16 protein-coding genes are annotated in these 24664 nt (G+C 42.4%); 5 read left to right on the forward strand and 11 right to left on the reverse strand.

Annotated elements, in window-relative coordinates:
- Positions 1–69: 69 nt before the first annotated feature.
- Entirely contained in the window at positions 70–504 is a 435-nt protein-coding gene (gene hemJ, locus AK825_RS12300) for a protoporphyrinogen oxidase HemJ (protein ID WP_068037901.1), read from the forward strand.
- A gap of 198 nt (positions 505–702) precedes the next feature.
- Here the strand turns inward: hemJ and AK825_RS12305 are convergent, their stop codons facing one another.
- From AK825_RS12305 to AK825_RS12325, 5 genes are all read right to left on the reverse strand, one after another.
- Positions 703–1608 (reverse strand): hypothetical protein, encoded by a 906-nt coding sequence (locus tag AK825_RS12305; RefSeq protein WP_227514073.1) that lies wholly within the window; start codon positions 1606–1608, stop codon positions 703–705.
- Positions 1609–1883: 275 nt separating this feature from the next.
- Positions 1884–2375 (reverse strand): hypothetical protein, encoded by a 492-nt coding sequence (locus tag AK825_RS12310; protein WP_068037903.1) that lies wholly within the window; start codon positions 2373–2375, stop codon positions 1884–1886.
- Between the two features lie 96 nt (positions 2376–2471).
- Complete coding sequence (gene rph, locus AK825_RS12315; RefSeq protein WP_068037906.1) at positions 2472–3188, reverse strand: ribonuclease PH; 717 nt, start codon at positions 3186–3188, stop codon at positions 2472–2474.
- 349 nt (positions 3189–3537) lie between these two features.
- Entirely contained in the window at positions 3538–5253 is a 1716-nt protein-coding gene (locus AK825_RS12320; RefSeq protein WP_227514167.1) for an AMP-binding protein, read from the reverse strand.
- A gap of 720 nt (positions 5254–5973) precedes the next feature.
- The gene (locus tag AK825_RS12325) at positions 5974–7704 is read right to left on the reverse strand and encodes an AMP-binding protein (RefSeq protein WP_068037909.1); all 1731 of its coding nucleotides are present in this window, start codon (positions 7702–7704) and stop codon (positions 5974–5976) included.
- Positions 7705–8280: 576 nt separating this feature from the next.
- On the opposite strand from AK825_RS12325, the gene parC reads away from it, so the two are divergent.
- Positions 8281–10602: a DNA topoisomerase IV subunit A gene (parC, locus tag AK825_RS12330; protein WP_068037912.1), complete on the forward strand. Its 2322-nt coding sequence runs from the start codon at positions 8281–8283 to the stop codon at positions 10600–10602.
- Positions 10603–10737: 135 nt separating this feature from the next.
- Positions 10738–11652: a hypothetical protein gene (locus AK825_RS12335; RefSeq protein WP_149038764.1), complete on the forward strand. Its 915-nt coding sequence runs from the start codon at positions 10738–10740 to the stop codon at positions 11650–11652.
- 241 nt (positions 11653–11893) lie between these two features.
- Here AK825_RS12335 and AK825_RS12340 read toward each other — a convergent pair whose 3' ends face one another.
- Complete coding sequence (locus AK825_RS12340; protein ID WP_082787252.1) at positions 11894–12523, reverse strand: hemerythrin domain-containing protein; 630 nt, start codon at positions 12521–12523, stop codon at positions 11894–11896.
- Positions 12524–12910: 387 nt separating this feature from the next.
- On the opposite strand from AK825_RS12340, the gene AK825_RS12345 reads away from it, so the two are divergent.
- Positions 12911–13741 (forward strand): Cof-type HAD-IIB family hydrolase, encoded by an 831-nt coding sequence (locus tag AK825_RS12345; protein ID WP_227514074.1) that lies wholly within the window; start codon positions 12911–12913, stop codon positions 13739–13741.
- A 164-nt stretch (positions 13742–13905) separates the two neighbouring features.
- Here AK825_RS12345 and AK825_RS12350 read toward each other — a convergent pair whose 3' ends face one another.
- Entirely contained in the window at positions 13906–14169 is a 264-nt protein-coding gene (locus AK825_RS12350) for a hypothetical protein (protein ID WP_068037918.1), read from the reverse strand.
- A gap of 117 nt (positions 14170–14286) precedes the next feature.
- The gene (locus AK825_RS12355) at positions 14287–15084 is read right to left on the reverse strand and encodes a 3-oxoacyl-ACP reductase (RefSeq protein ID WP_068037923.1); all 798 of its coding nucleotides are present in this window, start codon (positions 15082–15084) and stop codon (positions 14287–14289) included.
- A 290-nt stretch (positions 15085–15374) separates the two neighbouring features.
- Between AK825_RS12355 and AK825_RS12360 the strand changes: the two genes are divergently transcribed.
- A complete protein-coding gene (locus AK825_RS12360) occupies positions 15375–16520 on the forward strand; it encodes an extracellular solute-binding protein (RefSeq protein ID WP_082787253.1) in 1146 nt (381 codons plus the stop codon).
- Between the two features lie 107 nt (positions 16521–16627).
- Here AK825_RS12360 and AK825_RS12365 read toward each other — a convergent pair whose 3' ends face one another.
- The 3 genes from AK825_RS12365 to gltB form a co-directional block, all read right to left on the reverse strand.
- Positions 16628–17863: an FUSC family protein gene (locus AK825_RS12365; RefSeq protein ID WP_068037926.1), complete on the reverse strand. Its 1236-nt coding sequence runs from the start codon at positions 17861–17863 to the stop codon at positions 16628–16630.
- Between the two features lie 252 nt (positions 17864–18115).
- Complete coding sequence (locus AK825_RS12370) at positions 18116–19537, reverse strand: FAD-dependent oxidoreductase (RefSeq protein ID WP_068037928.1); 1422 nt, start codon at positions 19535–19537, stop codon at positions 18116–18118.
- Between the two features lie 184 nt (positions 19538–19721).
- The gene (gene gltB / locus AK825_RS12375; protein ID WP_068037931.1) at positions 19722–24185 is read right to left on the reverse strand and encodes a glutamate synthase large subunit; all 4464 of its coding nucleotides are present in this window, start codon (positions 24183–24185) and stop codon (positions 19722–19724) included.
- Positions 24186–24664: the final 479 nt, after the last annotated feature.

The raw sequence follows: 24664 nt of genomic DNA on the forward strand, positions 1-24664 counted from the left end.
GCGCTAAGCTTGCCGACGTTTATATATTACGCATATAAGTATTAAGAGACGAGACAACAAGAGAAAACTATGGCAGATTATTTTAACTGGATTAAAGCGGCACATATTATTGCGGTGGTTTGCTGGTTTGCGGCGATCTTTTATCTACCGCGGCTTTTTGTCTATCATGCGATGAGTGACGATCTTATTAGTCAAGAGCGCTTCATTGTGATGGAGCGCAAGCTATATCGCGGTATCATGACTCCGTCAATGATAGCAACGTGGATTTTAGGTCTATGGATGGTAGGACTTGGCTGGGAAGTATATAAAACCCAAGGCTGGCTACATGTTAAGATTTTTCTAGTCATTTTGCTCTCAGCCTATCATGGCGCATGTGGATTTTATCGGAGAAAACTAATTGATAATCCACACTATAAAACCCATAAATTTTGGCGCTGGTTTAATGAAGTACCAGTCTTTGCCTTAGTCATTATCGTCATTTTAGTGGTCGTTAAGCCCTTCTAAAAATTATTTAGAAAACTTAGTTAAATTGACAGCAATTCATACTTTAACAATAAAAAGCGTCCGTGACTTTCATAAGTCACGGACGCTTTTTTATGGCTGTTTGCACGATAGCTTTTCTTGCAAAGAATGAATGAGAAGTAGTGATGAAAAAAATTAAATCCACTACCTAAATACTTTGCACTACCTAACTTGCCCTACCTAAACAGTTGGACGCATGATTTGGTATACATTACTCAAATCATAAACTCGATAACGCGCTGGCTCGCGGCGGTTTTCACCAGCATAGCTCAGTATAAGGGCTTGTTTAGCAGCTTCATCGACCCAGCCGACAAACAGGCCGCTATGCTCGACACCATTGTAGCCATGGTTGATATAATATAGCCAGTCACCAACCTCAATCTCATTACTATTGGCATAAGGGCCTTGTCTATAAGCACCTTTATGTACCGTATCACGCGTTACTCCTGCCCGCTTAAACACCTCGTTTAGATAGTCCCAGCAGCCGCCTTGAATGATTGCACGCTCGTTGAGTGCCATCTTGCGTGCTGTACTTATCACCTCGCGTGCGGCCATACTACTTTGATTTTCAGCGTTACTAAGTAATGGTAGATACTCACTATCGACGTTATCATAACTGCCCGATAAAAATGCAGGCAAGACGGCGGGCGCTTGTCGCTGCACTTCAGGATAGCGATAAGATGCCTTCGATACAGGCGCAGTTTGAGGCTGCTGACTATAACCATACGCATTCGATGTGGGCTGAGTGTCAAAGCTATTGTTATTAGTGTTGTTAATCGTTGAATAGTTAGTACGGGTACGCTGGATAGTCGAGCGTGTATTGATTTTGGCGCCAGGTACTGCCAGCTCAGGTTGGGCTGTTTTTTGTGCGATAAGGGCACTCATACTATCAGCATGCACATAACTTGCACTACTCAAAAATATTAATAATGCTGTGATGGATGCCTTTTTTATGGAAATAAAATTTATAGAAACAGGCTTTGTAGAAGTGTTTTTTATAAAATTGGATGGGGTGGATAACGCCTTATGTAGTGGCGCTTTATATAATCGTACTTTATCTGAGGTAATAACCGACGATGGCGGCATAACCAGCTCCTTTCAAGACAGCAACAAAATTTGCGATAACTGTAAAATTACTAGTTTCTAGTTATAAACTATTTAGGCAGGATGCTGCAAGCTTTATTCATGATTTTCAGATGACAGAAGGTATAAAAATAAAGACGAAAGGTAAGTTAAAAATAGTGAGTAAAAATAAACAAAGAAAAAGCCATCTGTTTAAAGATGGCTTTATCGTTTAAAGATTGTAGTCTAAAAATCGTTATATAAATAATTTCGTTCTAAAAACTTACATTCTAAAAAATTTAGTCGCTATTCATTTTAATATTAACATGGCGCTTATTGAGCACTTGGCCTTCTAATATAGCTTTAGTTGCCTGCGCTTCTTGAACAGTGTCAAAACCACTAATATGGTACTTGCGCACATTATCTGCATTAATAATCTGGAGCTGCTCACCAAAGAGAGTGACTTTATCGCCATCGCTCAGATTGATATGCTCGCGGCGACCGTTATTGTCATGTACCAGCTCGCCTACGCGTACCCATAAGACACCACTGTTAATGTTACCGCTCATGGCTTTTTTGCGCTGTTGCCGTTTTCGATTAAAGATAAAACTACCTACAATCAGCAGGGCAAGCGCCCCAATCGCTAGGCGCTCTGGCAATAGGCTCATTGCCAACGCCACTGCTACGGCACCAATTAACAACGCTGATCCAAACCAAAACAGACCATTGTCACCTGCTGGAGGCTGGCCCTGTAAGGTAATCTTGGCACCGTCATCAGTGAGCTTTAGCATGCATTCGTACCTTTGGTTGCGACCTATTGAGCGGCAAGTAAATCAAAAAGCTGTTCGTTGAGCAGCTCTTCGATGTCAGTGGATTCTTTCGTAAAACTACCAGCCAAGCGCAGTTTGTTGCATCTTAATAAGCTCAGCAATACCCTTTTCAGCAAGGATTAGCATGTCATCAGCTTGAGCGCGGGTAAATGGCTTTTCTTCAGCGGTACCCTGAAGCTCAATGAACTCACCTTTTTGCGTCATTACTACGTTCAGATCAGTATCACAGCTGGCATCTTCTTCATAGTTTAGATCTAGATAAGCTTCGCCATCTTTCATGCCGACAGAGACCGCAGCAACCAAACCAATCAATGGATCAGCTTTTAGTTTTTTGGTCTTTTGGATACTCTCAAGCGCATCGATCAAAGCAATAGCAGCACCAGTCACACTAGCGGTACGCGTGCCACCATCCGCTTGCAAGACATCACAATCAAGATAAATGGTATTTTCACCAAGCTTACTAAGATCAATCATGGCACGTAGGCTACGACCGATGAGGCGCTGAATCTCTTGGGTACGACCAGACTGCTTACCACGTGCCGCTTCACGCTGATTACGGGTATTGGTCGCGCGAGGTAGCATACCGTATTCAGCGGTAATCCAGCCTTTGCCTTTACCTTTTAACCAACGCGGAACACCTGACTCAACACTCGCTGTACACAATACTTTGGTATCGCCAAAGCTGACCAACACTGACCCTTCGGCATGCTTGGTATAGTGGCGCTCAAAGCTAATCGAACGAAGTTGGTTGAGCTCACGGTTATCAATACGCATAAAATTTCCTAGGACGATGTTATAAAAGCAGTGGTATAAAATAGTGATATAAAATAAAAGTAATCGTCTGCCAATGACTTGTTAAGGGGTGGTTTTTAATTAGTCGCCAATTAAAAAGCCGTTAATAATTGAATATTATGAACGGTAGCAGACTTAAAATCTGAGATATCCTAACGTGACAGCCACGCAATAGCAATATAAGTCATTGTTATTACGTGGTGATTTTGACAACAAACATAATCAGAGTAGAGCAAAATAAAGCTCAAATGAGGCAAGCTAAGATAACTTAACGATACCTAGACTTGTTCTATATTTTCAATGCAGGTCAGCATATCAAATAGCAAGAGCCTTATTCTAACCCTTCCATCTTACGTAACTCTTTACGCAATATTTTACCCACGTTTGATTTTGGTAGCTCATCGACGAACTGGATATGGCGTGGACGTTTATAACCAGTCAGTTGTTTCTTACCGAAGTCGAGCAGCTCTTTTTCAGTAACATCGCCTTTTTTGACCACAAACAACTTAGGATCTTCACCGCGCTCATCATTCGGTATACCAATCGCACCGCACTCTACGATCGCTGGATGCTCACTCATGGCTTCTTCAATCTCGTTCGGATAGACGTTAAAGCCAGAGACGATAATCATGTCTTTTTTACGGTCAACAATTTTAATGAAGCCTTTTTCGTCCATGATGCCGATGTCACCCGTTTTTAGGTAGCCGGTTGCGGTAAAGGTCTTGGCGGTCTCATCAGGACGATTTTGGTAGCCAATCATTACTTGCGGACCTTTAACACAGATCTCACCGCGCTCACCGATAGCAACTTCGTTTTCTTCGTCGTCAATTAATACGATATCAGTACTTGATGCTGGAATACCAATTTTGCCAGTAAATTCTGCAATGGTCATTGGGTTAAAGGCAACCACTGGAGAAGTTTCAGACAGACCATAACCCTCTACAATAGGCAGACCGGTGATTTTATGCCATTCTTTGGCCACGCTTGGCAATACTGACATACCGCCGCCGATAGCCGCTTTGAGGTTTGAGAAATCCAATTTAGCAAAGCTATCTTTTTGTACCAAGCCATTAAACAAGGTATTCACTGCAGGAATAAATGATGGCTTATATTTATCCATCTCTTTAATGAGACCATCTAAATCACGTGGATTTGGAATCAATAAGCCTGCAAAGCCTTGATACATACCATACATACCGCAGACCATAAACGAGAACACATGATATAACGGTAAAGCCGTCAAAATCACATCGTCACTATTGATATCGTCTTCAAAAGCGCTGTTAATTAGTACGCTAATCTGTAGCATGTTGGCCACTAGGTTACCGTGAGACAGCATAGCGCCCTTGGCCACACCAGTCGTACCACCAGTATATTGTAATAAAGCCACATCACTTAGCGACAAATCTGGACGCTGGTATTTACTTGCAGATACTGCCCCAAGCGCCTGCTTAAAGCTAGTGCTATTTGGCAAATTATAAGACGGAATCATCTTTTTGATATGGCGCGCGACTAGATTGACCACTACCCCTTTGACTGAGCCCAGCATGTCACCAATCTTACAGACAATCACATGCTCAACTTGGCCTTTATCTTCAGCGTCTTGATAAGTTTTAGCAAAGTTTTCGACGATAAATAATGCTTTTGCTCCGCTGTCATGCAGCTGATGTGATAGCTCACGGCTGGTATAGAGCGGATTGACGTTGACTAATACCATACCTGCGCGGATGATACCGAGCATGACGATAGGATACTGCAAAATATTGGGCATCATTACCCCAACTTTGTCACCTTTAACCAATCCTAATGATTGTAGATAGCTGGCGATTTGACGACTATATAAATCTAATTGCTTAAAGGTAATTGACGAGCCCATACAGATATAAGCAGTTTTTTGCCCGTAACGACGAAAATTGCGCTCAAATACTTCCAGCAAAGAGGTCTCATCATCGGGCATATCAATAGTCGCATCGATACCATAACGCTCATAAGCGTCAAGCCATGGTCTATCACTTGGGATAGTAGGCATGGTAGGAAACACAGTCATATCCGACATTATTTGTGCGTCTTTATGCGCATGGTTTTCACCACTGTTAGCAGGCGCTTGGTCTGGCGTGTTTTTATTAGTACCGCTGTTGTTGGCATTGTCAGTCATAACTTTTCCTAAGTACTACAATTAAAGACGTAGAATAATATAATGATGATACGAATACTGGATTTATGAATAATTATTTGTGAACATAAAGTCATTAGAATGCAGATAATAAATATAAATCACTGAAAATTTCTCATTGTTAAACATGAAAAATCGGATGTTAGAGATAGGTAACCTAAATAGTTATTAGTATCTACGAGCCTACATATTGCTTATAAATAACTTTATATGAATCTACTTAGTTACTCTAATAGGTGATAATAATAACTAATGTCTGCCCTGTTGCCTACGTCCGTACTATAACAGTTTTGCTAAAAAGTCTCCATAATTGCATGTAGATAGAACGCTGTACCCTCTTAATAGAATGCCTCTCATCACCCTAATTCATATTTATACTATAATTAAACCTCACTGAAAATTGACAATAAAAAATGATAAGACCGTATGTAAACGGCCTTATCATTACTGGTATCAATAGTACTGCTTTAATATAAGCTTTTAAACCATACTCTTTAACGCAAATGCTTTAACTTATAAGCTTTAACTTATATGCTCTAGCTAAAAGCCATTATCATAAAGCCAAACGTTTAAGCCTCATTCAAGCATTTAGTATTAAGAAGCGTGGTTTTTTTCTTCAAGCTTACGTAAGTCTTTATGCAAAATTTTACCAACGTTCGATTTTGGTAGCTCATCGATAAATTCAACATGACGTGGGCGTTTATAGCCAGTCAAATGCTCTTTAGCATAGGCAAGAACATCCTCTTCAGTAAGACTGTTATCTTGACGTACAACGAATATTTTTGGAACCTCGCCACTCTTCTCATCTTCAACACCGATGACTCCGCACTCTAAAATCTTTGGATGACCAGCCATCACTTCTTCGACTTCATTGGGATAAACGTTAAAGCCTGAGACCAAAATCATATTCTTTTTACGATCAACGATAGTGACATAGCCTTCTTCATCCATAATCCCAATATCGCCCGTACGGAAAAACCCATCATCGGTCATGACTTCACGAGTAGCATCATCGCGATTCCAGTAGCCTTTCATTACTTGCGGACCACGGACACTAATCTCACCGCGCTCACCTAGCTCAAGCTCGTTACCGGCTTCATCTAAGATAGCAACGTCAGTATCTGGCATTGGTACGCCAATGTTGCCACTGAACGTAGCACTATTAAAGGGGTTAGCTGTTGCGACTGGTGAAGTCTCAGACAAACCGTAACCTTGGACGATGATATTGCCTGTTACCTGACGCCATTTTTCTGCCGTTGAGCTAAGGACTGCCATACCGCCACCCATCGACATGCGCAGCTTACTATGATCCATCGCCTTAAACTCTTCATTATTAGCAAGCGCATTGAATAAAGTGTTTACCGCTGGGAAAAATGCCGGTGGGTTATTTTTATAAGCTTTTAATAGGCTATCAAGGTCACGCGGATTGGGTACTAGGAGGCCGATACAGCCGCGATAAATACCGAACATACCGCAGACAGTAAAGGAAAAAATATGATATAGCGGTAAAGCCGTCAGAATGACAGGCTGCTCGTTACTCTTATCAAACTCATCAAAAGCACTACCCAAAAAGGTATCAGACTGAATAAGGTTAGCAACGAGGTTTTTGTGAGTCAGCATCGCACCTTTGGCAACCCCAGTGGTACCACCGGTATACTGTAAAACTGCCACATCACTAAGACTAATATTGCTTGGGCGTTGATACTTACTTGCCGGACTTTGCTTAAGCATGTTTTTAAATTCAACGCTGTTAGCAATTTTGTATTCTGGTACCATTTTTTTGACGTGACGGACGACTGTATTGACCATAAAGCCTTTTAGCGCACCCATCAAATCGCCCATCCCCGTAATGACGACATGATCCACGACTTTGCGTCCAATATCTTGGTAAGTCTTAGCAAAGTTTTCGACCATAATAAGGGCTTTGGATTCAGAATCCGTCAATTGGTGCTCAAGCTCTTTGGTAGTATATAGAGGATTGACATTGACAAGGGTTAGACCAGCACGCAATACACCAATGACAGCAATTGGTAGCTGCAAAATATTAGGCATCATGACCGCGACTTTATCGCCTTTTACCAGTCCGAGTGACTGCAAATAAGCAGCAACTTGACGGCTATATAAGTCTACTTCTTTAAAACTAATTGAGGAACCCATGCAGACGAATGCCGTTTTGTCACCATGTTTAACAAAGCTCTGCTCAAAAATATCGATAAGCGAGGTATCTTCAGCTGGCATATCAATATCGTAAGTTAGTCCAAGCGTTTCATAAGTTTTTAGCCAGACTTTATCGTTACGACGGGTTAAATTGACTTGATTATCCATAATCTTATTTCTCCTAATGAATTTATGCAGTTAGTGGTAAATACCCCTTTGTTCTTTAACATACACACTTTGTACACACTACTCAATACAAAAGATTGGCACTCGAGTTCTCAAAGTTTCTTGACGTCTATTATTTAATTTAAAATCAAATATATAGGTGATAAACATAAGCGTTTTTCATATCATTCCCTAGCATTAGACAGGTATTTATTAACCTCTATTGTTGCTTGTTTATTTCTGTGTAAAATCACGCCTTTTTATATTTATCAATAAGTATTATCAGCGCTGATGATACGCAGTCTTCAAATTTGTGTTTAAGTGGTCTGTTTTACACGGTCTTGTCATTGGTGCATTAATGGCAGAATCATATATAGTATTTGCTGGCATTTTGGTAAATATCGTCACGTCACGACCTGTCGTCTATTCTAGCTTACACCTTTTTAATTGACGCAATATCCTTTACGATAGCGCTATCTTATTTTTAAGTGAATCCCGCACTTTAAATGTGGCGCGGCACGTAATATATATCACTATATAAACCATACTAATTAAAAACACAGAAGCGAAACCTATTCTATGTCCGATGTTATTGATAATACGATTACACCCATTATTCCAAGTGAACCGATGGATACCCGCTCAGTCGCGGAGTTCACCGAACAAGCCTATCTCAATTACGCCATGTACGTGATTATGGATCGGGCGCTACCCAATATCGCTGACGGCCTAAAACCCGTCCAGCGCCGTATCGTCTATGCCATGAGTGAGCTGGGACTAAAATCGACTGCGAAGGCGAAAAAATCTGCGCGTACGGTCGGTGATGTCTTGGGTAAATATCATCCGCATGGCGACAGTGCTTGTTATGAAGCGATGGTACTGATGGCACAGCCGTTTAGTTATCGTTATCCGCTCATCACTGGTCAAGGTAACTGGGGTAGCCCTGATGATCCCAAGTCCTTTGCCGCGATGCGTTATACCGAAGCCAAAATGTCTGCTTATGCCAATACCTTGCTTGCAGAGTTAGGCCAAGGCACGGTCGATTGGCAAGATAACTTCGATGGCACCATGCAAGAGCCAACCACCCTACCTGCTCGCCTGCCCAATATTTTATTGAATGGTACGACCGGTATTGCCGTTGGTATGGCAACCGATATCCCGCCGCATAACCTCAATGAAGTGGTACGCGCGGCTATTCGTTTGCTAAAAAATCCTGAGCTATCAGTTAAGCAGCTCACCCAATCGATACCAGCGCCTGATTTGCCAACCCCTGCTGAAATCATCACCAGTAAAAAAGATTTGCAGGCGATGTATGAGACTGGTCGCGGCAGCTATAAAATGCGCGCGACCTTTCATGTCGACCCAAAAGAGAAAAATCTCGTCATCATCGATGCTCTTCCTTATCAAGTATCCGGTAATAAAATTCAAGAGCAGATCGCCAAGCTGATGACGGACAAAAAGTTGCCGTGGATTACTGATATTCATGATGAGTCAGATCATGAAAACGCTTGCCGTATCGTCTTAGAGCTAAAATCTACCCGCGTCGACGTGCAGCGAGTAATGAGCCATCTGTTTGCCAGTACTGATCTTGAAAGCAATTACCGCGTCAATATGAACATGATTGGTCTAAATGGTAAACCGCAGGTCAAAAACCTAAAAGAAATCCTTGAAGAATGGCTCGTCTGTCGCCGCTCAGTGGTCACCCGTCGTTTGCAATATCGCCTCGATAAAATCGATAAGCGCTTGCATATTCTCGCAGGTTTGCTGATTGCCTATCTGAATATCGATGAAGTCATTCGTATCATTCGTGAAGAAGACGATCCAAAATTATCATTGATGCAAGGCTATGATCTGACTGAAATCCAAGCTAATGCTATCTTGGACATTCGTCTGCGTCAGCTCGCTAAACTAGAAGAGATTGAGCTGCGCCGTGAGCAAGATGAGCTGGCTGCCGAACGCGCCATCATTCAAGAGTACTTGGACAATCCAGACAGCCTGACCAATCTGATGATTGATGAGCTTACCGCCGATATGAAAGAACACGGTAACGAGCGCGTGGCACAATTGGCAGAACGCGAAGAAGCGCAAGCACTCAAAGAGTCTGACCTCGTACCAAGCGAGCCTGTCACTGCTATCCTATCGAAAGCAGGCTGGATTCGCGCCGCTAAAGGACATGACGTCGATGCTGCTGGCATGACCTATCGCTCAGGCGATAGCTATCAAGCCCACGTGCGCGGCAAATCCAATGAGAGAATCTACGTGCTCGATAGCACTGGACGCAGTTATAGTATCGATGCGCATAGCCTCGCATCCGCCCGTGGTCAAGGCGATCCGCTGACCAGCGTACTCAAACCGCCCGCAGGTGCTAGCTTTGAGCAGCTATTAACGGGTGCGGATGATCAGCGTATCATCCTAGCCAGCTCAGCAGGTTATGGTTTTATCAATACCATTGGCAATCTCGATAGCAATCAAAAAGCGGGGAAAAACGTCATCAACCTAGCGACTGGTAGTCGTTTACTCCCTGTTGCGCGTATCGATGCGCCAGCGGCTATGACTGCCAATGCTAATAACGAAAATGCCGAAGGGGAAAATAGCACCGTAAGCACCACGCCTGACCATGTTGCCGTTGTGACCAATGCGGGATACCTATTGATATTTGCTCTTGATGACTTGCCTGAACAGGCACGTGGTAAAGGTAATAAGTTGATTAAATTAAAAGACGTTGAAGAGGTGCTTGCCATCACGCCACTCAGTCAGCAAGACAGCTTAATTATTACTGCTGGTAAACGCCACGTAACGCTAAAACCTAATGATTTAGCCAATTATACCGGCAGTCGTGGTAATCGTGGTGGACAGCTACCAAGAGGCTTTCAGAATGTGACGAGTGTTGAGGTTGGTTAGTTTGAATAATAGAACCATTCAATTGTTAATTAATTTAAATTTATTTAATGCTTTATTAGATTAAGGAATATTAATCGATATTTGTATATAATCATATATATCAGATTTAAAATCATATTAATTGGAGTCGTAATAGTGACGAGTGATGATGATATGCCTAGTGTAAATTTCACAGTCAAATACGATGGTGAAGCCATTCGTGATCATGAGATGGACGTAGCTTTATTAGCTCCAGCTTTATTGGGAATGCAAAAAATTCTTGAAGAGTTAGTTAAATCTAGTACACAGGGAGAATATAAGACTAGTCTAAAAATTAAAGGCAATGCAAGAGAAGGTTCGATTGAAGTCGAACTAGTAATGCAAGCTGTATCGAATTTATCTACACAAGTCGTTGACTTTTTATCAGGAAAATATGGTGCGGCTGGTGCTAACCTGACGACAATCATAAGTGGTGGTATTGGTAGTTTATGCATGCTCTATTCTCTAGTTAAAAAGTTTGGAAATGAAAAACCTGAGAAAATTACGAGAATTGATGACGATAAAGTACAATTACATTTTAAAAGTGAAACTGTTATCGTTAATCAACATATTTACAACATTTACAACAATTTTGAAGTAAGAGAAAGCTTATATAAAACAGTTAGACCTCTCGAGAAAGAAGGAATCAAAACATTTGATATAATTAAAGATTCTCTATCTATAGTTCACATAGATCAAGAAGAAATAGGAAGATTCTTACCTCCTCGTCTTACCGAGTCTTTATTACTAAATGAAGAAACTACTTTTTTACAGATAAAGGCTATAACATTTGATTTGAACAATAAATGGTCTTTTACTAGAGGTGACGAAACTATAAAAGCTAATATAATAGATCCCTTATTTGTTGATAAGGTATATAAAAGAGATGTTTCTTTTTCGGAAGGTGACATACTTCAGGTAAGGCTTGAGAAAGAGCAGTATATGGAGAATGCTAAACTCAAGACATCTTATAAAATCTTAGAAGTATTAGATCATATAAAAGGTTCTCAACAAATAAATTTAGATCTATAAGCAACGCGTAGGATGGGTTAGTGAAGATTGGGTTAACTTATCTGATATTATTGAGCAATTAAAATCTCAAGTTCTCAACCATGCAGTATTAAACCATCTTTCAGAACACGAAATTGAGCAAAAGATTTTAGCCATTGACCCAAAGGATGTTAATTTTAACAGTGATAGAAGTCTTATTAGGATTAATACTTGATATATAAGTATTGGTTTAAAAAAACTAAGAGTAAAGCAGAGTGCGTCCCTAACCCTGCCTTAACCCCAAAATAGGAATCACCAAGTCTTCCTCGTCGGTCAAATGCTGCGAAAGTAAATCGGTCGCATCCACCAAAGTCTGATGCAATTGCTCCGCCAGCGCTTTATCCTCAACCTCACTTCTCGCCAGCGTATCGTTTTGCACTTGTAGCTTATCGAGTAGCGCATCCAAGCGCACATGGTCGCGACCCAATATCTCAAACCCTGCCTGTAGCTGCGGATATATCCTAATAAACTCAGGGAAAAACCCCTCATCCTCTACCCCATGATGTTGATGCAGTTTGAGCACATGCATATTGATACGTTTCAGTATCTGCGAGCGATACTCTGACCAGTCGTACTCTCCAGATTGATAACCTTTACTAATCTGTGTCAAGATACGCTGACGCTTGCGTATGTTAGTATGTACTTTTAGCCAGCCCGATGTTTTGTAAGCATAATCTGTGCTAAACCATTGATCTGGTGGTAGCTTGTTAAATAAGAACAACCAGTCCATCTCAAGCCGACTATCGGGATGACGCGGTGACAGAGTAAACAAATCCTCATCTGCAACGGTTTTGATAGCACCATCTTTGACAGCAACATTCTTAATAGTAATGCTTTGAGGTGAGTTATCCATTGCCTTGCCCTTGTTAATTGCCTTTACCAGTTACGTTTGCTTAATTAGCTTTCTTATTATCAGGAAGGCTATTTATAGAAAAAAGTGAAATCTAAAAACAAATTAATTAGAAATACTAAAATCAGTCAAATAAATATGTAGAATATAAATATAGTCTAAAATTTAAAAATCAACTGCGCACTTGAGTATGCAGGTCTTGAATATGCATATATAGCCACTATAAATAACAATCTAATCAATGTGTTACATAATTCAGTCAGAAGCCACGTACTGCTATACTACTTCCACTGTAGAATTAAACCCATAATGACAAACACCATCACGGAAGCAGTGTCGAGCGATATTTGGTCACCATTCATAGTAGTGTTTAAAACATAAAGGATAATCATGTTTATTGTAGATAAAGCTGTGAATGCTAATATGCATAACAGAGTAGCCGCCCCTAAAATCATATTTTTTGACATCGATGATACGCTAAGCCGTAACGGTATTATTGCTGAACATAATAAGGCGACCCTCGAGCAACTTGCTAAGACTGACATCAAGCTAGTGATTGCGACAGGACGTTCTAAAGCCATTATTCCAGATGATATTTTGGCGTTATTGGACGACAATATATTGGACGCCATTATCTGTATGAATGGACAATATAGCTTTAATAAAGACGGTCTTATCAGTCATTACCCTTTATCTGCTGAGCAAAATGACAAAATCGTCCAGCTATGCCAAACGAGTGAAATCATTCATAAATTTGACTCTGCGACGCATATCGCATGGTCAAACGAAAACGAGCGTCTGCGTGAATATAATGCCAGAACGCCAAACTCTATCGTTGATCCGGACTATTACAAATTAAACCCTGTCTATCAGTGCTCGGTATTCTTTAACAATCAAGAAGATAAAATGCAAGACGTCAACTTTGCCCAGTACGAGTTAAAACTGGTGCATTGGCATCAGATTGGTGCCGATATCCTGCCAGTAGAAGCCTCCAAAGCACGAGGTATTAGAGATTTATGCGAGCATTATGCTATGGATGTGAGCGAATGCATGGCGTTTGGCGATGGTATGAATGACTTGGAGATGTTTGATTTGGTTGGTTACGCGGTAGCCATGGGCGACTCTCAACCTGCCCTTATAGCGCGTGCAGACTTTGTCACTGGGACTATTGAAGAGTATGGTATTCAAAAGGTACTTGAGCAATTTAAGATAGCGTCATAATTAGAATAGAGTTAAGCGAAACCGTTAAAAATTCTTTTCTTTATAGCCAACAAGAACCCTTGTCAGTAGCTGACAAGGGTTTTTGTTTTGCGAATAATTGCTGAATTTCAAATAACAGACGTAAATAAGCGCTTAGCTCGTAGAATATAGCTGCAAAAAGGCATTTAACGCTTACCTGCTACCAAACCATAAACCCAGCTACCAATTTTATAGAATCCTACGATCATAAGAATAAGTACCACCGCTGCCAACACGTAAGCCAACCAATTGGGCACACTACTCAACCAGCCAATCGTAAATGCCAAACCCATATAAGTCTCCACTGGCCAATTCACCATAGGAGTTGGTGAGCCAGCATTGAACATGGCCATAAATGCCACTAACCCAAGTACAGCAGTAATAATCCCAGCACGTTTGCGGTTATTCATCTCTTTTCTCTTCTAAATTCGATCGAATTACTTATTCACTAGTTAATCTTCTAATTTTTATAGTCTTTACAGTAACAAGGCGCTGTATTAAAACGTCAAGGCACTGTCGAAGCGTCATCAAGGCATTGTCAAGCCACCATCAACAGCGATCGATTGTCCTGTGATAGCCGCACTCAAATCAGACGCCATTAGCAGCACTGAATTGGCAAAGTCAGCCACTGAGGTCGCTTGACGCAACGGTGTGGTAGTAGCGATATAATCAAATACCTCTTCAGTCGTTAAGCTGCTCGCGTCAGTAGTTTTTAGCAGTCCACCTGCCAGCAGATTAACTCGAATACCATACTGTCCTAGCTCCGCAGCCAAGTTACGCGTCAGCCCAATCAAGGCCGATTTAGCAGTCGTATAGTCGTAATAAGTGACTACCGGATTGTAAACGAGGTTGGTTGAGATATTGATAATCTTGCCCATCTGCTGCGCTTTCATTTGTGGTAATACCGCTTGCACTGTATTAACTGCGCCCTTGACGATGCCATCTATTTGCTGAGAAAAATGCGCCCATTTGACAGTTTCAATACTGGTGTAATCAGCACTGGGATTAAACTGGTAACTTGGCAAGGCATTATTGACCAATACATCAATGCGACCATAACGAGCAATGACCTCATCCGCCATCGCTTTTACTTGCTCAAGTTCAGTGACATCAGCTTGATAAGTAAATGCTTGTCCCCCGGTCTCTAAGATATCTGCAACTACTTTTTCGGCAGCTTCTTTACTATTAAGATAATTGACGCAAACGAGCGCGCCTGCTGCTGCCATTTGCTGAGATATCTGTGCACCAAGGCCACGACTGGCACCAGTGACGATTGCGACTTTGTTAGTGAGCAGTGTAGGAATAACCGTATTGGTCTGGTTCATAGTATTTATCCTTTATATAGTTTTATCGAAACATATAGTTTTATAGAGATTTTTATTTAAATTTTAGAAAATATTAAACATTCCAAAGGTGCCAATCATATCATGATTATTAATTATCATAGCGCTTAGCAAAATCTACGATTTTCTAATCAAAGCCTAGCAGATTCGAGCTGCTACCCTTTAAATTATGGCTTCGAATGACCATAACGATATAATTACTGCTAATAAATAGCGGTCAATTATCTAACATGCATCGGTTTTTACTTTTTTGTCTACTTAGGAGAGCTATCTTGTCTCATTTATCATCGTCACGCCTATCCTCAAAAGTTCCTACTCGCGCTGGCAGTCGAGCCGGTCGTGTCATACCCAAAGCATTGTTGGCCGCAGCTGTCGGCTTGGTACTTACTAGCTGTAGCAACTCTGACAATGCTGCGACTGATGGTACGGCTACCAGTAACGAAACCCTTAATTTGTATAACTGGTCAGAGTATATGCCGCAAGAGATTCTTGATGGCTTTGAGGAAGAGACAGGAATCTCGGTCAACTACACGACCTTTGATTCTAATGAAGCGATGTATGCCAAGCTTAAACTGCTTGACGACTCTAGCCAATATGATCTTGCTATTCCATCAACCTATTATGTTGAAAAAATGGCTAAAGAGGGATTATTGCAAGAGCTAGATAAATCAAAACTGAGCAATTTTAAGAATCTTGATACTTCATTTACCAACACTAAGGTCGATCCTGAGAACAAATACTCTATCCCTTATATGTGGGGCAGCACTGGTCTTGCTATTAATGGTGATACTGTTGACCCTGCGACCGTCAATAGCTGGAATGATCTATGGAGTCCTAACTATAAAGGTCAGGTGATGCTGACCAACGATGTGCGTGAAGTATTTGGCATGGCGTTACTGACACTTGGCTACTCAGGCAACAGTCGCAATCCTGATGAGATTAAAGCTGCTTATGATAAGCTCACCACCTTAATGCCTAACGTCAAAACCTTTAATTCAGATGCGACGCGCATGCCCTATATCGAAGGCGAAACTGCACTCGGTATGACATGGAATGGTGAAGCCGTCATGGCCAACGATGAAGGTCTGACCAGCTTGGTTTATAAATACCCATCTGAGGGCGCGATATTATGGATGGACAACTTCGTCATCCCAAAAAACGCCAAGCAAGTAGACGCTGCGCATAAATTCATTGATTATTTGCTACGTCCTGAAAACGCTAAAATCGTTAGTGAAGAGATTGGTTATGCGTCACCAAATATGGCGGCACGCGAGCTTATGTCGGATGAAGTGAGAAACAACCCAACGATTTACCCAAGTAAAGAAGTGCTAGCAAAAGCAGAATTCCAAGAAGATGTGGGTGATGATGCGCTACAGGTTTATCAGCAGTATTGGGATATGCTAAAAACTGGCCGTTAATAGAAAGATAGAAGGTCTGCTTTATAGAACTATCTATAATGACTAACTAAAGTAGCTAAACGGTTAAACACAAATAAAAACGCTGGCTTTAAATGGTCAGCGTTTTTTTATAAATGTAAATCAGTCTCGCCGCCTTTATCCTCAATGCGGCGTTGTTCTCGGCGCTGGTAACGAAGGCCGGAGGCAGCGAACCATTGCGGTTTAGTCGTCTGTAATAAATCACTGAGCCGTTGTAATTGCACTTGTAGAGTTTGAGTTAACCAAAAATAGCCTTGCCACTCAAACCCTAAGTTTTGCACACTTGGATAATCTGATACGGCGATGCGAGTGATAGGCCGAAACACCTCATCACTTGGGCTACGAAGTACTGCTGCCATATGCTGCATGGCTTGGGTCAATTCATGTTGATAGTGTATTAAGAGTATATGATTTTCATCATCAATCTCAATATTAGCCAAACGCGGCGCTGCACTTAATAGTAAATCAATCGTCCCGATAATATTACGATGCGTACGTTGAATGGTTTCTAAGGTCTCTTTTTCAATTCCCGATTCACTTGCTGTAGCAGCGATATGTGGACGAACCGCTAATAGACGCTTATTGATTTTTTGTAGCGCTTTTACCAAGGCCTTATTAACTGGGGTATCAGGGACAGAGCTACTGGTAGGATAAACAAGACTTGCTGAGCTAGTACCTTTAGTGTATTTAAACGGTTTAGGAACCAGAACGTCAGCATCAATATGATTACCGACCCCAGCATAGAGATTGCTACAGGTTTCAAGGTTAGTTGCTAGCAAAAAGCGCCACATCAAAGTAGACTTGAGAGGTAAAACTAAGGTAGCCGCTACTGCTACACCAGCGCCAAGTAGAATATTAAAAGCGCGGTACATACCGTCTTGGCTGACATTGCTCTGATCAGGGCTTGAAACAATCATCAACATGGTTATACCGGTCAATAGACCGATATAACCCAATTGCTTGACCGCTACATAACCGATAAGACCGCTGATGATGCCGATAAGTAGATAGTATATCCACATCCACGTACCAATATCTTGACTCAGCCATAAAAAACCAAGTCCGACACCTACCCCAAGTAATGTACCCAGTATTCGTTCTTTAGCCTTAGTATAAATTGCACCTTGGTATTGCAATAAACCTAAGATGACAAATACCGTAATGGTCGTCCACTCCCCATGGGGTAAGTTGGTAAGCTCGTTCAATAGGAATGCAATGACAACAGCCGTGCCCAAACGTATCGCATGCAAAACATCGGCATGTTGATAACGCGCATAAGGCTCAATCAGCGGGGCAGTAAATCGTTGCCAAAAAGTCGGTTTCACTCGGAATTTCTCTTTTTGTATAGTAAAAAATGTTAAGAAAAAACAATAGCAGTCGTTGAATAATAAGCCATTAAACACGTAACCATTAGACACATAGCCATTAACTGACTACCAAAAAATAACGCCTCTCATCTATTAAAAGACAAAAGACGTTAAAGGTCAAAGCATGCTAGCACAAAATATGAAAAACTTACCTATGCGCTAGCTTTTAGCTGTTTATAGTGTTTTTAAATTTATAGCATATGTTAAACACTATACTTCTAGGAAATCCAATATTCCCTCAGCCGCTTCACGACCTTCCCAAATAGCAGTTACCACCAAATCAGAGCCACGTACCATATCCCCGCCAGCAAATATCTTAGGATTGTTAGTTTGGAACTTAAAGGTCTGCTCTTCCGCTGCTAACACACGGCCGGAGCTGTCCATAGCGACTTGTTGGGTCTCAAACCAGTCGGCAGGGCTAGGACGGAAACCAAAGGCCATAATAACCGCATCACAAGGGATAATTTCCTCAGAGTTAGGAATTGGCTCAGGACGACGACGACCACGGTTATCTGGTGCACCTAAATGGGTAGTGACGACTTTTACCGCGTTGACCTTACCATTTAAGCCGATGATTTCGGTCGGTTGGCGATTAAATAAAAACTCAACCCCTTCCTCGCGCGCATTAACGACTTCACGACGTGAGCCCGGCATATTCTCTTCATCGCGGCGATAAGCACAGACCACCTTCTCTGCACCTTGGCGGATACTGGTACGGTTACAGTCCATAGCTGTATCACCACCGCCCAATATTACGACTTTTTTGCCTTTCAGATCGATGTATTCTTCTGGATCTTTTTCCCAGTCGTTACAGCGATTAACGTTCGCAATGAGGTAATCTAGTGCGTCATGAACGCCTTCCAGCTCTTCGCCAGCGAAGCCGCCACGCATATAGGTGTATGTACCCATACCCATAAACACCGCATCATATTCGCTTAACAGCTCATCGATACTAACGTCAGTACCGATTTCCGTTTCAAGGCGGAATTCAATTCCCATGCCTTCAAAGATGACACGGCGATTGCGCATGACGTCTTTTTCCATCTTAAACTCTGGAATACCAAAGGTCAGTAAGCCGCCAATCTCAGGACGTTTATCAAACACCACAGGTCTCACACCATTTCTAACTAAGATATCTGCACAACCGAGACCTGCTGGCCCTGCACCAATAATGGCGACTTTTTTGTCTGTCCAGACCACATCTGACATGTCTGGACGCCAGCCAAGTGCAAAAGCGGTATCGTTAATATATTTTTCGACATTACCAATGGTCACGGCGCCAAAGCCATCATTTAGCGTACAAGCACCTTCACACAAGCGGTCTTGTGGACAGACACGGCCGCAGACTTCAGGCAGGGTATTGGTACGGTGACACAATTCTGCCGCCTGAAAGATCTGGCCTTCGGTCGCCAGCTTAAGCCAATTAGGAATATAATTGTGTACCGGGCATTTCCATTCGCAGTATGGGTTGCCACATTCAAGACAACGGTGCGATTGCTGAGCAACCGATTCAATTTCAAACGGTTTATAAATTTCGACAAACTCCGTTGAGCGCGTCGCAATGTCTTTTTTAACCGGCTCAAGCCGCGGTACGTCCAAAAACTGGAAACTATTATCTAAGCGTTTTGCCATAATGAATTTCTCTTTTATATTAGGCTCTTTTATAGTAGGTAGTGACAGTTAATGTTGTGCAGCCTAAATGAGGCAAATAGGCACATCGTTACTGTCACTTACCTGCTTAAAACATTCGAGCAGTGAACTTTAAGGTCTCAACCTTATAATTATTTGAAACCTTGACTGGACGATATACACAAAATTATTGTGGATCAGCCGTCGTAGTTTTTAGCAAAGTTGCAACGTTCGCCGCTTTAGGCTTAACCAAATAAAACTTACGAACATAATGCTCAAAGTCAGCCAATATCGTCTGACCCCATGCGCTCCCTGTTTTATCTACATGAGCTTCAATTACTTGATGCAAATGGATACGATGTTCCTCAGTTTGCTCACTTGAGATACGATTCAAATCAATCAGCTCATGGTTACAGCGATCAAAGAAGTCGCCTTCCATATCAAGCACATAAGCAAAACCGCCTGTCATACCCGCACCAAAGTTAAGGCCGGTACGTCCAAGGACTGTAATAATGCCACCTGTCATATACTCACAGCAGTGATCGCCTGTGCCTTCAATGACAGCATGGGCGCCAGAGTTACGTACACCGAAGCGCTCGCCTGCTGTACCTGCCGCATATAGCTTACCGCCTGTTGCGCCATAGAGACAGGTATTACCGATAATAGCAGTATCATGCGCGGTAAAGCTTGAACCTTTCGGTGGATAAATCACAATCTCACCGCCTGCCATGCCTTTACCGACATAGTCGTTAGCATCGCCTTCAAGCTCAATGTGCAGGCCGCCAGCATTCCAAACGCCTAAGCTTTGACCCGCGGTACCCGTTAGATGCAGCTTAATAGGCATGTCGCTCATACCAAGATTGCCCCATACTTGCGCAATCTCACCTGAGATACGGGCGCCAATAGAGCGATCACAGTTACCGACATAGTAGCTATAGTCACCGCCATTGCCTTTACGGATATTGAGCAGCATATCACTGATCATCTGCTCAGCAAGTAAGCCTTTGTCAAATGGCTCATTACGCTCAACTTGACAGGTTTGAGCTTTGCCGCTACTGGCAGGATGACTAAATAGTAATGGCGTTAAGTCAAGATGACGCTGCTTATCCGTATTGCCTTCTAGCACTTCAAGCAAGTCAGTACGTCCGACCAGCTCTTCCATACTACGTACGCCAAGTGCGGCTAACCACTCACGTGTTTCAGTCGCCACAAATTTGAAGAAGTTAATGAGCATCTCAGCTTCACCAATGAAGTGCTTATCGCGTAGCTCAGCTTTTTGAGTTGCAACGCCAGTTGGGCAGTTATTAAGATGACAGATACGCAAGTATTTACAACCAACGGCAATCATAGGCGTAGTACCAAAACCGAAGCTTTCTGCGCCAAGGATAGCGGCTTTTACCACGTCAAGACCTGTTTTGAGACCACCATCAGTTTGGATACGTACCTTATCGCGCAGACCATTAACTCTTAGCGACTGATGAGTCTCTGCTAGACCTAGCTCCCATGGCGAGCCAGCATGATGGATAGATGACAACGGCGAAGCTGCGGTACCGCCATCATAGCCTGAGATGGTAATCAAATCGGCGTAGGCTTTTGCCACACCCGTCGCGATAGTCCCTACCCCTGGACGGGAGACTAATTTAACCGATACCAAAGCATCAGGATTGACTTGTTTTAAATCAAAGATTAGCTGGGCCAAATCTTCAATAGAATAAATATCATGATGCGGTGGCGGTGAAATCAAAGTCACCCCCGGTACCGAATAACGCAAACGTGCAATCAAAGCATTAACCTTGCCACCCGGTAGCTGACCACCCTCGCCCGGTTTCGCACCTTGCGCAACTTTAATCTGCATGACTTCCGCTGAACGTAAATACGCAGGTGTAACCCCAAAACGACCAGAGGCAATTTGTTTGATTTTGGAGTTGCGCAAAGTGCCATAACGTACTGGATCTTCACCGCCCTCACCAGAGTTTGAACGCCCGCCAATGGTATTCATCGCCATGGCGATTGATTCATGCGCCTCAGGTGATAGCGCACCTAACGACATACCAGCAGAGTCAAAGCGCGTTAAAATCTTGGCGGTATCTTCAACTTCATTAATATCAATACTATTATCCGTTTTAAGCTGCAATAAATCACGCAAGGTCGCAACCGGACGACTATTGACCAAATCAGCATACTGACGATAATTGTCATAATCACCAGTACGAACTGCGGTATGCAAGCTGTTGATCACATCGGGATTAAAGGCATGATATTCTTTATTAAAGACAAACTTGAGCAAACCACCTTGATCCAGTGGCGCACGGCGCTTAAAGGCATTTGCAGCTAACTGTGCTTGGTCCGCAGACAAATCTTCAAAAGTTGCTCCCTTAATACGGCTTTGCACGCCTTTAAAGCATAAACTCACGACCTCTTCAGAGAGCCCAACCGCTTCAAATAACTGCGCCCCGCGATAAGAGACAATGGTAGAGATACCCATTTTTGATAAGATTTTCAGCAGGCCCTTATCTAAGCCTTTACGGAAATTAACCCGCGCTTGAATCGGATCGCCCAGTAGCTCACCAGTCGCGACCAAATCATCAATAACATCATAAGCTAAGTATGGATAGATGCAGGTCGCGCCAAAGCCAATCAATACCGCCACTTGATGCGAATCACGTGCCAGACCGGTCTCAACAATTAAGTTAGCATCAGTACGAATACCTTGCGCAATGAGATAATGATGTACCGCACCAGTCACCATAATGGCATTAGCAGGTACTTTATCCGCATCAATGTCTTTATCAGATAATACAATCAAAGTATTACCAGCACGAATAGCGCTCGCCACTTGCTCACAGATAACGATGATGGCATCAGACAGCTTTAGAGTGCGCTCATAGTTTAAGTCAATGCGTACCATTTGAAACGCAGGGTCATTCAAGGTTTCAAGCTGCTGCATTTTACTGGCTGACAATACTGGCGACGATAGAATAATACGATGCGCATCTTTCGCTGATGGTGCAAACACATTGGTTTGGGCACCGAGACAAGTCTGTAGCGACATCACGATAGACTCACGCAGTGGATCAATCGGTGGATTGGTTACCTGTGCGAATTGCTGACGGAAGAAGTCACCAACATGGCGAATTTGCTGCGATAATACCGCCATTGGCGTATCGTCACCCATCGAACCGACTGGCTCTTGAGCATTTTCGGCATTGGGGCGAATGATTTCAGTACGCTCTTCATTAGTAATGTGATACATTTTTTGCAGTGCTTTTAACTTATCACCGCGGCATGCTTGCGCTGCTAGCTCTTCTTCTAAACGCTCATCATCACGAATGCGTTTCGCTTCTTCACGTAACCATTTACGATAGGGATGAGCTTTTTTGAGTAAGGTGGCAATGGCCTTAGTATCCAAAATCTGACCAGTCAAAGTATCAATGACCAGCATTTGACCTGGGCCGACACGACCTTTTGCCAGCACATCTTTAGGATCATAATCCCAAACGCCAATCTCAGATGCAACGGTGATATAGCCGTTCTTAGTCGTCACCCAGCGTGACGGACGCAGACCATTACGATCAAGCATACAGACTGCATAGCGTCCATCTTGAATCACTAGACCTGCTGGTCCATCCCATGCTTCCATATGCTGCGAGTAAAATTCATAAAACGCGCGCAAGTCCATATCCATGCTATCGACATTTTGCCAAGCTGGCGGCACCAAAATCGACATCGCATGGAACAGATTCATACCCCCTGACATGAGCACTTCAAGCATATTGTCTAAGCTTGATGAGTCAGAACCAGTACTGTTGACCAGTGGTGTCAATTCATTCAAATTGGGCAGTTTGTCTGATTTTAACTTTGGCGTACGTGCTTCAGACCAGTTACGATTACCAGTGATCGTATTGAGCTCACCATTATGAGCAAGATAGCGAAATGGCTGTGCCAACGGCCAGCGCGGTAACGTATTGGTTGAAAAGCGCTGATGAAATACCACAATATGCGAAGCTAACCGCTCATCTTGTAAATCTAAAAAGAAAGCTGGCAGATCTGACGGCATCACCAGACCTTTATAAATAATAGTTTGGCAACTTAATGAACATACATAAAACAGCTCATCATCGATTAAGCGTTGCTCTGCTTTTTTACGAGCGACAAACAATTTGCGGTTAAAATCGTCTGCAGCTAGATCTTCGGTTGCATTGACAAAAACTTGCTTGAAATCTGGCAGCGTCTCCCGACCAATCTCACCCACAATGCTTAAATCAAGCGGAACATCGCGCCAGCCAGCAACTTCTAAGCCTTGCGCAGTAATTTCATCACTGAGAACTTGCTGGCTATGTTGGGCTTTGTCATTATCTACATTAACGAATACCATACCTACTGCAAAGTTACCGGTGATAGCAAACCCTTGCTCTTCAGCAATACTTTTAAAAAATGTCGTTGGTGTGGCAAGTAATAGACCACAACCGTCGCCAGTTCTGCCGTCAGCAGCAACACCGCCGCGATGGGTCATGCAGCTTAAGCTATGAATAGCGGTTTTTACTAAATTATGGCTGGCTTGTCCCTCAATGTGAGCAATCAAACCAAAACCACAGTTATCAGAGAAGTCATCTGGCGTGGCCAAATGCGTATGGGAGGAAATCATTGACATGGCTAGTCCTTTTAAGTGAACGGGCAGCGTATATATCTAATGCAGATCATAAACTGAATACCGTAGGCAAAACGGGCTGATGATAAATGTTCATCCGAACAAATAAATGATGCGATCGACAATAGGTTCTAACGCTTTGAAAGGGATGAAAATGCTCATCACTTTCTCATTTATTTGAGAGCAGATTACTAATAACTAGTTGTTAAGCGTTGATAGTGGCAAGATAAGAGCGTCAATAAGATGCTAACTGTTAAAGGGTTAGCACGTTGTTCTTTGCTTGGCAGCTATTAATAACTTTTAATTACAAGCATCAATATGATGCATATATCGATTGACAACTGGCTGGCTGAGCACCTAATAACACGGTGTTCAATTGAGTTTGAATATCAGACGCTCTATATTCAAGCGCCTTAACAACCCTAGGAAGGAGGATAATAAGAGAAGTTGTACCACTTATAATAATCTTAATACAAATGGTC

It is taken from the genome of Psychrobacter sp. P11G5 (assembly GCF_001593305.1).
Taxonomy (GTDB): Bacteria; Pseudomonadota; Gammaproteobacteria; order Pseudomonadales; family Moraxellaceae; genus Psychrobacter.

Bases quoted from the DNA above. Each gene is read 5' to 3' on its own strand.
- hemJ (WP_068037901.1), top strand. From the start codon at position 70: ATGGCAGATTATTTTAACTGGATTAAAGCGGCACATATTATTGCGGTG.
- AK825_RS12305 (WP_227514073.1), bottom strand. From the start codon at position 1,608: ATGCCGCCATCGTCGGTTATTACCTCAGATAAAGTACGATTATATAAA.
- AK825_RS12310 (WP_068037903.1), bottom strand. From the start codon at position 2,375: ATGCTAAAGCTCACTGATGACGGTGCCAAGATTACCTTACAGGGCCAG.
- rph (WP_068037906.1), bottom strand. From the start codon at position 3,188: ATGCGTATTGATAACCGTGAGCTCAACCAACTTCGTTCGATTAGCTTT.
- AK825_RS12320 (WP_227514167.1), bottom strand. From the start codon at position 5,253: ATGACTGTGTTTCCTACCATGCCTACTATCCCAAGTGATAGACCATGG.
- AK825_RS12325 (WP_068037909.1), bottom strand. From the start codon at position 7,704: ATGGATAATCAAGTCAATTTAACCCGTCGTAACGATAAAGTCTGGCTA.
- parC (WP_068037912.1), top strand. From the start codon at position 8,281: ATGTCCGATGTTATTGATAATACGATTACACCCATTATTCCAAGTGAA.
- AK825_RS12340 (WP_082787252.1), bottom strand. From the start codon at position 12,523: ATGGATAACTCACCTCAAAGCATTACTATTAAGAATGTTGCTGTCAAA.
- AK825_RS12345 (WP_227514074.1), top strand. From the start codon at position 12,911: ATGTTTATTGTAGATAAAGCTGTGAATGCTAATATGCATAACAGAGTA.
- AK825_RS12350 (WP_068037918.1), bottom strand. From the start codon at position 14,169: ATGAATAACCGCAAACGTGCTGGGATTATTACTGCTGTACTTGGGTTA.
- AK825_RS12355 (WP_068037923.1), bottom strand. From the start codon at position 15,084: ATGAACCAGACCAATACGGTTATTCCTACACTGCTCACTAACAAAGTC.
- AK825_RS12370 (WP_068037928.1), bottom strand. From the start codon at position 19,537: ATGGCAAAACGCTTAGATAATAGTTTCCAGTTTTTGGACGTACCGCGG.
- gltB (WP_068037931.1), bottom strand. From the start codon at position 24,185: ATGTCAATGATTTCCTCCCATACGCATTTGGCCACGCCAGATGACTTC.